Source organism: Enterococcus avium ATCC 14025, from assembly GCF_000406965.1.
Taxonomy (GTDB): domain Bacteria; phylum Bacillota; class Bacilli; order Lactobacillales; family Enterococcaceae; genus Enterococcus_A; species Enterococcus_A avium.
Window position 1 is genome coordinate 12,497 of the sequence record NZ_KE136368.1, and the last position, 12,988, is coordinate 25,484.

At 40.6% G+C, this 12,988-nt stretch carries 10 protein-coding genes and 1 pseudogene; 7 read left to right on the forward strand and 4 right to left on the reverse strand.

The genetic code is table 11. The features are described 5' to 3' along the window. Positions 1-61: 61 nt before the first annotated feature. On the forward strand, positions 62-2,479 hold the full coding sequence (locus OMU_RS23060) for a hydroxymethylglutaryl-CoA reductase, degradative (RefSeq protein WP_016181834.1): 2,418 nt from the start codon (positions 62-64) through the stop codon (positions 2,477-2,479). Positions 2,480-2,533: 54 nt separating this feature from the next. On the opposite strand, the gene OMU_RS20890 is transcribed toward OMU_RS23060, so the two are convergent. Continuing rightward, positions 2,534-3,421, reverse strand: a complete 888-nt coding sequence (locus tag OMU_RS20890) for a GNAT family N-acetyltransferase (protein ID WP_016181835.1) — start codon at positions 3,419-3,421, stop codon at positions 2,534-2,536. 271 nt (positions 3,422-3,692) lie between these two features. After that, positions 3,693-4,760, reverse strand: coding sequence for an endonuclease/exonuclease/phosphatase family protein (locus tag OMU_RS20895; RefSeq protein WP_016181836.1), 1,068 nt, complete (start codon positions 4,758-4,760; stop codon positions 3,693-3,695). A 138-nt stretch (positions 4,761-4,898) separates the two neighbouring features. Here OMU_RS20895 and OMU_RS20900 point away from each other — a divergent pair, with 138 nt between their 5' ends. Beyond that, on the forward strand, positions 4,899-5,492 hold the full coding sequence (locus OMU_RS20900; RefSeq protein WP_016181837.1) for a GNAT family N-acetyltransferase: 594 nt from the start codon (positions 4,899-4,901) through the stop codon (positions 5,490-5,492). Positions 5,493-5,546: 54 nt separating this feature from the next. Here the strand turns inward: OMU_RS20900 and OMU_RS20905 are convergent, their stop codons facing one another. Together OMU_RS20905 and OMU_RS20910 are read right to left on the reverse strand one after the other, a co-directional pair. Next, on the reverse strand, positions 5,547-6,071 hold the full coding sequence (locus tag OMU_RS20905) for an LURP-one-related/scramblase family protein (RefSeq protein WP_016181838.1): 525 nt from the start codon (positions 6,069-6,071) through the stop codon (positions 5,547-5,549). Between the two features lie 24 nt (positions 6,072-6,095). Beyond that, the gene (locus OMU_RS20910; RefSeq protein ID WP_016181839.1) at positions 6,096-6,959 is read right to left on the reverse strand and encodes a Cof-type HAD-IIB family hydrolase; all 864 of its coding nucleotides are present in this window, start codon (positions 6,957-6,959) and stop codon (positions 6,096-6,098) included. A gap of 185 nt (positions 6,960-7,144) precedes the next feature. Here OMU_RS20910 and OMU_RS20915 point away from each other — a divergent pair, with 185 nt between their 5' ends. From OMU_RS20915 to OMU_RS20935, 5 genes and pseudogenes are all read left to right on the forward strand, one after another. Further along, positions 7,145-7,825, forward strand: a complete 681-nt coding sequence (locus OMU_RS20915; protein ID WP_016181840.1) for a uracil-DNA glycosylase — start codon at positions 7,145-7,147, stop codon at positions 7,823-7,825. A gap of 157 nt (positions 7,826-7,982) precedes the next feature. Continuing rightward, complete coding sequence (gene pta, locus OMU_RS20920) at positions 7,983-8,963, forward strand: phosphate acetyltransferase (protein WP_016181841.1); 981 nt, start codon at positions 7,983-7,985, stop codon at positions 8,961-8,963. Positions 8,964-9,192: 229 nt separating this feature from the next. After that, positions 9,193-10,782: an alpha-glucoside-specific PTS transporter subunit IIBC gene (locus tag OMU_RS20925; RefSeq protein ID WP_016181842.1), complete on the forward strand. Its 1,590-nt coding sequence runs from the start codon at positions 9,193-9,195 to the stop codon at positions 10,780-10,782. A 22-nt stretch (positions 10,783-10,804) separates the two neighbouring features. Further along, positions 10,805-12,136, forward strand: a complete 1,332-nt coding sequence (locus tag OMU_RS20930; protein ID WP_016181843.1) for a 6-phospho-alpha-glucosidase — start codon at positions 10,805-10,807, stop codon at positions 12,134-12,136. 64 nt (positions 12,137-12,200) lie between these two features. Continuing rightward, positions 12,201-12,980, forward strand: a pseudogene (locus OMU_RS20935) (MurR/RpiR family transcriptional regulator). The last annotated feature ends 8 nt before the right edge of the window (positions 12,981-12,988 follow it).

The following is a 12,988-nucleotide window of genomic DNA, read 5'->3' on the forward strand; positions in this document are numbered from 1 at the left end:
TATAAAACTATCTGTGCTATACTTACGTCTGATTTTTAATGAAAACATTGGAGGTGCACCCTTGGAAGAAGTAGTTATTTTAAGCGCTGTACGAACACCAATTGGCAGATATAAAGGCAAACTAGCAACTGTTTCAGCGGTTGAGCTCGGTGCGATTGCGGTGAAAGAAGCAATCAAACGTGCGGAGATCGAGGCAGATCAAGTCGATCAGGTATTTATGGGAAATGTTTTGCAAGCAGGTAATGGTCAAAATGTAGCTCGTCAATCCGCAGTTAAAGCAGGGATACCCTATGAGGTTCCGGCAACTACGATCAATGAAGTGTGCGGCTCTGGAATGAAATCGATCATTTTTGGGATGCAGCAGATTTTGTTGAATGAGGCGAGCGTTGTGATTGCTGGCGGAACGGAGAACATGTCTCAGGCTCCAAAGGTGACAAGCTTTGATTATGCAGCCCAAGAATGGCACGAACCAAAATCGAGCATGATCTATGATGGTTTAACAGATGCGTTTAGCGGAAAGCATATGGGGTTGACAGCAGAAAAGGTGGCTGAAGACTATCATGTTACCCGTGAAATGCAGGATCAATATGCCTATGATTCGCAAATGAAGGCAGCGAAAGCCAGTAAGGATGGCAAGTTTGAATCAGAGATCGTTCCGATTGCACTATCAGACGGTAGTACCATGTGGGAAGATGAAGGGATTCGCTTTGATTCTACTCTGGAGAAAATTAGCTCCTTAAAGCCAGCTTTTAAGGAAAATGGCGTCGTTACAGCGGCCAACGCTTCAACGCTAAACGATGGTGCATCAGCTGTCGTATTGGCAGCGAAATCCTATGCAATTGAACATGGACTGACTTACCTGGCTGTTATTAATAATTACAGTGAAGTTGGAATTGATCCAAGTATTATGGGAATGGCCCCAGTATCTGCAATTAATAAATTATTAAAAAAAGCGAATCGTACAATTGATGAAATTGATACCTTCCAAATCAATGAAGCATTTGCGGCAGCTTCTGTTGCGGTGCAAAAAGAATTAAAGCTATCTGATCAAAAAATTAACAGTTACGGCGGCGCAATCGCTTTGGGTCACCCAATTGGTGCCAGTGGGACGCGAATTGTAACAACCTTAATTTCTGAGCTGATTCAAGAGGAGAAGCAACGTGGTGTAGCAAGTCTTTGTATTGGCGGCGGGTTAGGTCTAGCTTTGTTGATCACGAAAGCAGAGGATCAAGAAATCGCAAAAAAAAAATTCTATCAGATGACCCAAGCTGAACGTCTAGCTAAACTGGTGAAAGAAAAAAAGTTATCAGCTAAAGAAGCGGCCCAGTTAGCAACTGAAACGGTGCTGCCGGAAAAAATCGCGAATAATCTGATTGAAAATCAAATCAGTGAATGCTCGATTCCTTTAGGTGTCGCTCAAAATTTTGTTATTAATGGTAAAAAAAAGCTAATTCCAATGGCTACCGAAGAGCCCTCCGTAATTGCGGCAGCTAGCAACGCGGGGAAAATCATTGCAAAAGCGGGCGGAATTCAGACGCGAGTGGTTAATCAAGGGATGGTTGGACAGATCGTTTTACGAAAGGACACTGATTTCGATGCAGTAATTAAAACGATTAATGAAAATAAAAAGAGTCTTTTTGCAGCGGCAGAAAAAAGCTATCCTTCGATTTATCAGCGCGGCGGCGGATTGCAATCCATTCATGCACGCACCTTTGAAGAAGGCTACATTTCGATCGATGTAGTTGTCGATACAAAAGATGCGATGGGCGCCAATATCTTGAATACGATGCTGGAAGCAGTTGCGCAAGAGCTGCGACAACTGCTTCCAATGGCGGATATCTTGTTCAGCATCTTAAGCAACTATGCAACCGAATCGTTGATTGAAGCACGATGTGAGATCCCACTGACACAGCTAACACCGGAAGTCGCAGAAAAAATTGCTGCTGCAAGTGAGTTTAGCAAGCTCGATCCATACCGTGCGGCAACTCATAATAAAGGGATTATGAATGGGATTGATGCGGTCGTCCTGGCAACTGGGAATGATACACGTGCGGTGGCGGCAGCTTGTCATGCTTATGCTGCACGCAATGGACGTTATGAAGGGTTGACGGATTGGGTCATAAAAGAAGAAAAACTCGTTGGACAATTAACCCTACCAATGAAAGTCGGTATTGTCGGTGGGGCAACGAAGGTTTTACCGAAGGCTCAGCTAAGTTTGAAATTATTAGAAGTTTCCACGGCGGCTGAATTAGGCGAAATGATTGTTGCTGTTGGATTGGCGCAAAATTTAGCAGCCATTCGGGCACTAGTGACAGACGGCATTCAAAAAGGACACATGGCGATGCAGAGCCGCTCATTGGCAATCACTGCTGGCGCGACCGAAAAAGAGATCGCTCAGGTTTCAAGGCAATTGCGTCGAGCAGACCAGATGAATCTCGCGACAGCTGAGACAATTATCAAACAGCTGCGGCAAGCATAAGTTCACAAAGAAAAGTGATAAGATCATGAAGTTGATCTTATCACTTTTTTTATGTTATTCATTATTGACGTCTGCCCGCAGGTAAACCATATCAACCAATTGAACGTCCTGATCAATGATTGGTTCGTGGTAATTATCGGTGAAAAAATTCTTCACGCGATGCGATTCGCGGAATCCGCTTTTTTTATAAAAGTCCAATATTCCTGGCTCATCACCAGTTCCGACATACATCGTTTGATAATGACCTAAAAATTCATGGAATAAAAACTGGATCATTGCTCTGCCATAGCCTTGGCCATGTACAGCTGGGACAGTTGCTATGTTTTTCAGCTCACATTCCTGTTCATTCAACTCTGTGACAACGGCTGCGCACTTCAAAGCATCATCATATAAAACAAACATGCGGCCGTCATCAAGGTAACGATCAATCATGTCTTCCTGTGGATCGGCTAAAAGAAGCAAGTTTAAATAGTTTTTCTTATCTGTAACGACTTCTTCAATCTGCATTTTTTTTAAATGCAGAATAGGGAAAGGATTCCCTTGCTCATCTAGCTCAGATCGCCCGATCACAAGGAAACCCATATGCCGATAAAAACCAAAGGCCTGCTGATTCTGCTCATTCACATCTACATAGTGTATATTTAGCGAATCAAGCGCAAATTGCAGTAATTTTTTTCCAATTCCGTTTCCTCGAGCTTTGTTTGCAACGAAAAGCATTTCAACCTTATCTTGCTGGACACCAATAAATCCTAAAAGCTCAGGATCATAATAGCCATAAAGCTGATCAATCAGCTGAAACGCCTTTTTTACCTCGGGCTTTAAGGCTTCGATATCATTCTTTGTCAAAAAGGTGTGGGTAGCTTTAACCGCTGATTCCCAAATCGCCATCATTGTACCTAGTTCGTTTTTATTTTTTCGGTCAACTTGTTTAATTGTCAACATTCTATTTTTCCTCCAATTTTGTCTATAAGAAGAGGTTTCAAGCCGCAACAAATAAACGTGTATAAATCCGCGCTTAAAAATTGGCGATGAAACAACTCTTATCGTATCTCCAAACAATGTTTCATCTACAGTAGTTTCCTTGTTTGGAGTAGAGTAATGGTGCGTATATTGAAGGTGAATTTCCACATTGAAATAAGTCCTTTTCTATGATTTCCCTTCATTCTATCAACGAGAGTGAAAGAAAGCAATGTACCTTGGAGTTAAAGCTATTTTATTTAAAAGTGAAATCCAAATATACTGGATTATGGTCAGAATATTTAAATTGCATGTCCTTGATGTGAACAGCTTCAACATTGATATTATCTGAAACAAGAAACCCATCAATCAAAGTCGTGTAGGTCTTGCCCTGTTTATAGGGTTCATTTAATGCTCGAGCGGATGGCTTTTTCTCTTCTGCCAGCTTTCCAGTAGGCAGGTGAAAGCCTGCCGGCAATTCTTCTTTTGGAAATGGATGTGTCCAGGTTTCGCGTTTTTTACTTGTACTAAATACGTCTGGGCTGTTCCCCAAAACATCATGATTATAATCTCCAGCCACCATCACATAGTTCCCTTTTTTATATTCGCTTTCCATGACATCAAAAATCTTCTTCAATTGAGCCGCTTGGATGGAGCGATCCTTCGTAAAAGCGGACAAATGGGTATTGATCGTAATAAACTCATGACCGTTTTTGACTGGCATACGGCTGACAGTGAAGGCACGATCCAAATCAACAAATTTGTTGAAGTTTGTTTCGATCGGTAAAGAATAGCGTTTACTGCTGGTGATCTCAGCTTGGCTTAGGGTGACTAGCCCTGATTTTGCTTGGCCGATTGGGTCAGTAAAGGGATAGAACAAATAAGAAGAGTCGTAGTTTTGCCCATACAAGCTGTTGTAGTCAGATAAATGGTCTTTCAGAAAAGCCACTTCGTCTACATGCTGTGAACGATCGCCATCTTGATCGACTTCTTGATAAAAAGCAAAAGTAGGTTCTAATTCTTTTGTCGTGGTGACAATTCCCTGCATATTTTTTTCTACCGTTTTTTTATCATACGCTCGTGAGTATTTCCCACCGTCCATAAAGAAGCTATAGCTCGGCGGATAAGCCCCATATCCAATGTTATGACTCATAGCACGGTAAGTCTTATTGGTTTCTAAAACCTGATTATGTTGATTGTCGGGTTTTAAGGTAAGATGGTCAGGTAAACGGTCATAGCTGGCGAATAAATAAATTAAATAGCCGCCTAAAACCAAAATGATGGCTGTTATAATTCCTAAAAGAATCTTTCCTATTTTTTTCATGTTGCGCCTCCTAGTCTTCTCTTCAAGCTTATCATAGCAGAATTTTAACTATTCACAAAGTTCCTGACTTTCGAAAAGAACTTTCCCATGGTACACTATAGAAAAGGAAATATACGTTATTAAAAGAGAGGTTTTAAAATGATTCGATTTGCCAAAAAAGAAGATGGCGCAGCAGTTGCAAAATTAATACTGGTTATTTTAAAAGACATGGAGTTGGATTTCTTAGCTGAGTTTGGTGAAGAGAAGGCCTTAGAAGTTATCACGGCTTGCTTTGAAGATCCGACTTATCGCTTCGGCTATGCTCGAGGTCTAGTTGAAGAAATTGATGGCGAAATCGCAGGGGCTGTTTTTGGTTATCCGGCCAATAAAGAAAAGATTATCGATTTGCCTTTAGAAAATTATTTGCGTTCACAAGGAATTTCCGACGATATTAAGATGTTTATTGATCCTGAAGCTTTTCCTGGTGAATGGTATTTGGATTCAATCGCAGTGGATGAAAAATTTCGTGGACAAGGGATTGGTTCAAAGCTGTTAACGGCGGTAGATCGGCTGGCGACCCACGAGGGCGAAAAAGTTATCGGCCTAAATGTCGACAAGGCTAATCCAAATGCTAAACGTTTATATTTACGTGATGGCTTCAAAGACGTTGGAGAAATTATGATTAGCGGTCATTTATACGACCACATGCAACGAGAGGTTAAAGGCTTTGATCGCATCAAGCGTCACAAATAGGCATATAAGAAAACGGCTAATCGCTTACTTAACGTAGTAAACGTATTAGCCGTTTTAACAGTTTTGAGAAAAGGTTACTTCTAACACAGTTTCTTGTTCTTTTTTTCTATTGCGGTTATACAGCCAATAATCCATAATCGCCGCCACACAAATACAGACTGGGGCGTCTGCTGGATCTGTGACATCCAAGACATAGTAATCACCAGTTAATAAGGTGGCTTTATCCATCGTCATGATTGGCTGGTTAAAATGATTAATCTTATATTTATGGTTGTAAATATCTCCATAAACTGCCCAATGAAGCTGCTGTATGTAATAAAAATCCCCGGGCCAATGGAAGATTTTGTGAAGTACACCAACTTTTGTATGGTCATAGTAAATCTCAAACTTGCGCCCGAAAATCACACTGGCTTGTTTGATATATGCTACGATTTGACCGTCCATTGCATAGAGGGAGAGCACATTTCCTTTACGTCCCCAATGTCCTACCATTAAATAAAGTGGAACACCTTTGTTGTCTTTGACGATCGTTCGTGTCGTGGAACTTAATTGTTTTTCTTGAATAAAAAATTCAGTCATGATGCTCACACCTTTTGATTTTTATTATTCAGAAAGGATTCGATCGATTGCCGTTGCTACTCCGTTTTCTTCGTTTGTGTCAGTTACATGTTTCGCAATTTTCTTTATAGCGTCTACTGCATTTCCCATCGCAACACTCGTACCAGCATATGTTAACATGCTGACATCATTAAAATTATCTCCCAGTGCCATCACTTGATCAGCGGAAAATCCTCGTTCTTCCGCAAACTGCTTTAAGGCGATGCCTTTTTGCGCATCGACATGATTGATTTCGATATTTGTCAATTCAGATGCCGCAATGGCGAGGTCTCCGATCTTTTCTAGCTCTCCTGTTATCGCTTTAAGCTGTTCTGGCCCATTCTTATCAAACGCGATAATCTTCAATACATCTTCTTCTTTATCGATTAGTGTTTGTCGCATATCTTCAACAAAAGTAATCGGTGTAAGTGATAAATGTCGCGATGAGGCAGCGATCGCCATTTTTTTAGAAATACCAGGTATTTTATCAATGATATGCTCTGAGAAAAATTCAATCCGCTTCGGTTGATTTGAAGAATATACATGTTCGGCGGTAAAAATTTCATAATAAAGGCCAGCTTCTTCAATGGCATCCATCACTTCAAATGTCTTTTCCTTGCCGATCGGAATGGTAAAAATGGTTTCTCGTTCGGCGTTCACCACATGAGCGCCGTTTAATAAAATCATCGGTACGTGGATGTCCGCTTCATCTAAGGAGATTTTGGCGTGGCTCATTCCGCGTCCGGTCGCTGTAATAAATTCAATTCCTTGTGCTTGAGCTTTCTGAATGGCTGCGATATTTGCTGTTGGGACTTGCATTTGATCGTTTAACAGTGTACCGTCCATATCAGAGGCAATGAGTTTTATCAAAATTATTCACCTAGCTTTCCTATCATACACCGATAGTGTACCATAATCCCAAAGAGGATAGCCATGTCGAGAGAATTCTTTAAAAAGAATTATTTGGGTAGAAAATGGTCTTCTCGACGCATAGGCTAGTTTTTTCCATGTAAAATGGAGAGTTTTTACTAAGAATAGAAGTAGGAGTGTAGAGCATGAAAGAAATTATCCATAATGATTGGCAGACGGTTTTAGCAGATCAATTTCAAGCGCCGTACTATTTGAAACTACGAGAATTCTTGAAGCAGGAATATAGCACTCAAAGAATTCATCCAGATATGTATCATATCTTTGAAGCGTTGGAATTGACACCTTACAGCAAAGTCGAAGTTGTAATCTTAGGACAAGATCCTTATCATGGCGTAAATCAAGCGCACGGCTTATCCTTTTCCGTACAGCCGGGAGTCAAAATACCACCTTCACTACGAAATATTTATCAAGAATTGCAAAATGATTTAGGGATTCCGCCAGTTCAGCACGGCAATCTCGTAAGCTGGGCCAAGCAAGGGGTTCTGATGCTCAACACGGTGCTGACCGTACGCGAAGGCCAAGCCTATTCACATCGCGGTCAAGGTTGGGAGCAATTGACTGACGCAATTATTCAACGATTAAATGAGCGTGAAAAGCCGATCGTCTTTATTCTATGGGGCAAGCCGGCTCAAGAAAAAATCAAAATGATTGATACCAATAAGCATGCGATCATAAAGTCTGTTCATCCGTCGCCTTTATCCGCTCATCGAGGCTTCTTTGGATCAAAACCATTTTCAAAAACAAATCAGATTTTGAAGGAATGGGGCGAGTCACCAATCGATTGGCAGCTGCCTGAAACAGTGTAGTATGACAACGGTTTCTGTTATAGAGACAGTTTGTGAAAAACCTCTTAATTCATGTTTACTAGATTCTAATGAGTAGTACAGAGGTTTTATTCTGTCCTTTTCTTTTCATGTGAAGTGTTGTATGATGAAAAGGAAATAAATATCTGGAGGTTTTATCGTGGATCTATTTGATAGTTTGAAATTTAAGATTATTCGTCGCAACATTAAAGTGGCATTTCCTGAAGCAACTGACGCGCGTATTCTTGGTGCCGCATCTCGTTTGAAAGCAGAAGAATTGATTGAACCAATCTTGATTGGCAATCTGGCTGAAATCGAAAAAGCTGCGGGCGCTCGTGGAATCGCTTTAGAGAACTTCACAATTATTGACCCTGATCATTTTGATCGTTGGGATGAAATGGTTGAAGCCTTTGTTGAACGTCGTAAAGGAAAAGTCAGCAAAGAAGATGCGGAAAAGATTCTTAAAGATGAAAACTACTTCGGTACAATGCTGACTTATATGGGCATTACTGAAGGCATGGTTTCTGGAGCGATTCATTCAACTGGAGATACTGTTCGCCCAGCCTTGCAAATTATTAAAACAAAACCAGGCGTTAGCCGTACAAGTGGAGCTTTCTTAATGGTTCGCGGGCGTGATCAAGAGAAATACTTATTCTCAGATTGTGCCATCAATGTGAATCCAAGTGCTCAAGAATTGGCTGAAATCGCTGTCGAATCTGCTAAAACAGCTGAATTATTCGATATTGAGCCTAAAGTCGCAATGATGAGCTTCTCAACAAAAGGATCTGCTAAATCTCCTGAGGTTGAAAAGGTTGCAGAAGCAACGAAGATTGCTCAAGAATTGGCGCCAGATTTCTTAATCGATGGCGAATTACAATTTGATGCTGCCTATATCCCAGGCGTGGCACAATTGAAAGCCCCTGATTCTCAAGTAGCTGGACAAGCAACTGTCTTTGTTTTCCCTGAATTACAATCAGGAAATATTGGTTACAAGATCGCCCAACGTTTCGGTGGTTTTGAAGCGATCGGACCAATCTTACAAGGCTTGAACAAGCCAGTTTCTGACTTATCACGCGGCTGTAATGAAGAAGACGTTTATAAGCTATCTATTATTACGGCAGCACAATCATTGATGAACTAAGCATCGTTAAATCAAGAATAAAGCGAGAATTCGTGTATTATGCGAATTCTCGCTTTTTTTGCTCTTTTTTAGAGATCGTTGGGAAATTTCCCAGCGTTAGACACTTAAGTTCAATCATGGAACATTATTCCCAGTGTTTTCCTATAGTATTGTAAACGCTTTTTACTGTCTGTATAGTCAGACGTGTAAATAGGAAAAAGGAATTATTGGAAGGAGATGTGTTTTTGTCATGATGGAAAAGATTCAGCGCTTTGGTGGGGCGATGTTTACGCCGGTACTACTATTTTCGTTTTCAGGGATAATGGTTGCACTTTGTATCATTTTCAAAAATCCAATGCTTGTAGGCAGCATCGCAAGTGAAGGAACGACGTGGTATTCCATTTGGAGTATTGTAGAAAATGGTGCGTGGACAGTCTTCAATCAAATGGAGTTGCTGTTCGTTATCGGCTTGTCGATCGGGTTAGCCAAAAAGGCGAATGCACGAGCAGCGATGGAAGCGTTTGTTGTTTATACTACCTGTAACTATTTTATTTCATCTATGCTTGAATACTTTGGCAAATTTTTCGGTGTAAACTTTGCAGCTGAACCAGGAGGAGAAAGCGGACTTAAATTAATCGGTGGAATCAAGACACTAGATACCGGTATTATTGGTGCTATTTTCATTTCTGCAATTGTTATTTTTCTACACAATCGGTATTTCGAAAAGAAGTTGCCTGACTTTTTAGGAATCTTCCAAGGATCGTCATTCATTGTTATCTTGGGATTCTTCGCAATGCTACCAATTGCTTTTCTGATTTGCTTGATCTGGCCCAAAGTTCAGCAAGGGATCGGATCACTGCAAGGTTTTCTGGCAAGTGCAGGAATCTTCGGAGTTTGGCTTTATACTTTCTTGGAACGCATCTTGATACCAACAGGGCTGCATCATTTTATCTATACTCCCTTTGTTTATGGTCCGGCTGTTGTTGAAGAAGGGATTACCAAATATTGGATGGGACATTTACAGGAATTCGCGCAAACAACGACACCGTTGAAACAGTTATTCCCAGAAGGCGGCTTTGCTTTACATGGAAACTCAAAAATATTTGCATCGCCTGGTATTGCTGCAGCTTTCTATTTTACGGCGAAACCAGAAAATAGAAAGAAAGTGCTGGCAATTCTGATTCCAGCAACTTTAACAGCAGTCTTGGCAGGAATTACTGAACCATTAGAATTTACCTTCCTATTTGTATCACCGCCACTATTTGCTGTACATGCTCTGTTAGCTGCAACGATGGCCGCGACTATGTATGGTTTTGGAGTTGTGGGAGATATGGGTGGAGGTTTAATTGATCTATTGGCGAAGGTTTGGATTCCATTGTTCCAAAACCATAAAAGTATGATAGTCACCCAATTGATTATTGGACTTGCCTTTATCGTGATTTATTTCTTCGTGTTCCGTTTTTTGATACTGAAGTTCAATCTGGCAACACCAGGGCGGGAGGAAAATTCGCAAGACATTAAGTTATATTCGAAAAAAGATTACAAAGCCAAGCAAGGTAGTAACGTGCCAGTGATTGAAGGCGCGAATCAATATACGGAACAAGCAGCTGTTTATTTAGATGGTTTTGGGGGAGCTGAAAATATTGAAAAGGTTAATAATTGTGCCACTCGCTTAAGAATTACGGTCAAAGATGAAGCGCTTGTTCAGCCAGATGATGTTTTTCGATCTGGTGGAGCCCATGGAGTGGTTAGAAATGGAAATGCCTTTCAGGTCATTGTTGGCCTAGATGTACCACAAGTTAGAGAACAATTTGAAACACTGATGAATATCGAAAATTAGAGACCAAAGGAGAGAATGAAAGATGAAGAAATTTTCAATTGTTATTGCAGGCGGAGGAAGTACATTTACACCGGGGATCGTATTGATGCTCTTGGACAACCTAGACAAGTTTCCGATCAGACAAATCAAATTTTACGACAATCTGGAAGAACGTCAGAATCATGTGGCGAACGCCTGTGAAATCCTGTTGAAGGAACGTGCGCCAGAAATTAATTTTGTGGCGACAACTGATCCAGAAACAGCTTTCACGGATGTTGATTTTGTGATGGCCCATATTCGTGTCGGATTATACGCAATGCGCGAAAAAGATGAAAAAATCCCATTGAAATATGGAGTTGTAGGTCAGGAAACCTGCGGACCTGGGGGAATCGCTTATGGGATGCGTTCAATTGGCGGCGTATTAGAATTAGTAGATTACATGGAAAAATATTCGCCGAATGCATGGATGTTGAACTATTCGAATCCTGCGGCAATTGTAGCTGAAGCAACCAGAAAACTAAGACCAGAGTCAAAAATCATCAATATTTGCGATATGCCAGTAGGAATCGAGGAACGGATGGCTCATTCAATTGGTTTGAAATCACGTAAAGAAATGGTTGTTCGTTATTACGGATTGAATCATTTTGGCTGGTGGACAGATATCCGTGATAAGGAAGGCAGTGATTTGATGCCGCAGATTAAAGCACATGTCAAAGATCACGGTTATTCATTACCAGAAGAGATTGAAGAATCTCAACATACCGATGCTAGCTGGATGCATACATTTGCTAAGGCCAAAGAAGTTTACGCATTGGACCCAGAGACATTACCAAACACGTATTTAAAATATTACTTCTATCCACAAGATGAGGTTGCTCATGCAAATCCGGAATATACACGGGCAAATGAGGTTATGGCTGGACGTGAACAGCATGTATTTAGTGAATGTGACCGGATTGCTGAAGCAGGAACGGCTGAAGGAACATCCTTAGAAGTGGACGAGCATGCAAGCTATATTGTTGATTTAGCACGGGCGATCGCTTATAACACTCATGAAAGAATGCTGCTGATTGTTCCAAATGAAGGAGCCATCGTTAACTTTGACGAAACAGCAATGGTAGAAGTCCCATGTGTGGTGGGTAGCAATGGTCCAGAGCCATTAACTCAAGGGAAAATTCCGCGTTTCCAAAAGGGCTTGATGGAGCAGCAAGTAGCGGTTGAAAAATTAGTCGTTGAGGCTTGGGCAGAGCAATCCTATCAAAAATTGTACCAAGCGTTGGCACTTTCGAGAATCGTGCCGAATGCACGAATTGCCAAAGAATTGTTAGATGATTTGATTGAAGCGAACAAAGAATTTTGGCCAGAATTAAAATAATTAATATGAAAAAAATCAATTTTTCCTCCTTCATCACGTATAATAGTGTAGGAGGGGGAAAATTATGACATTAGAACAGTTGATTCATCAGCATTTAGATGAGCTTAGTGATTTAGATAAAGATATCTTACAATTTATGCTTGCGAATCCTGATAAGGTTTGATCTTCGGGGATCATGGAGCTTGCCGAAATGGTTCATGCCTCCAAATCTTCTGTGTTAAGAACAACTAAAAAGCTTGGATTTTCAGGGTATTCAGAATTAAAGTATTTTCTGCGACACACTGAAACTAGCCAGCAGCAGGAAACTAGCGATAAGGATATTTTTGAGAAGCAACTTGATGATATCAAAAAGACGCTTGAATATATGCAATCAGTGAACTTGGAGCCAATCAATGAGATGTTCGATAAAAGCCAAACGATTTATTGTTATGCAACTGGTTTTTCTCAAAAAAACATTATCGATGAATTCTACAAAATGTTATTAAATGTCGATAAACGTGCACTGGTTTTGCCGAATAAAACAGAGTTGGATATGGTCATGCCGATGATTACTCAAAATGACTGTGTAGTAATTGCTTCCTTAAGTGGAGAAACAGATGATATCAAAGAGAATCTAACAGCATTTGAAGTTCGAAAAATTCCAGTACTGGCGGTTACAGCAGTTGGAGATAACTATTTTGCTAGACACAGTACGCATCATTTGAATTTTTATTGTGACTTTTTCGTTATTGGCAGACGAAGACTTCAATCACAATCCTTGATTGGACTAAGCTGTTTAATGGACTACTTGCTTCGCTCTTATGGCATTTACACACTGGATAAAAGTACTGATTCAACGACTTAAGATTTATT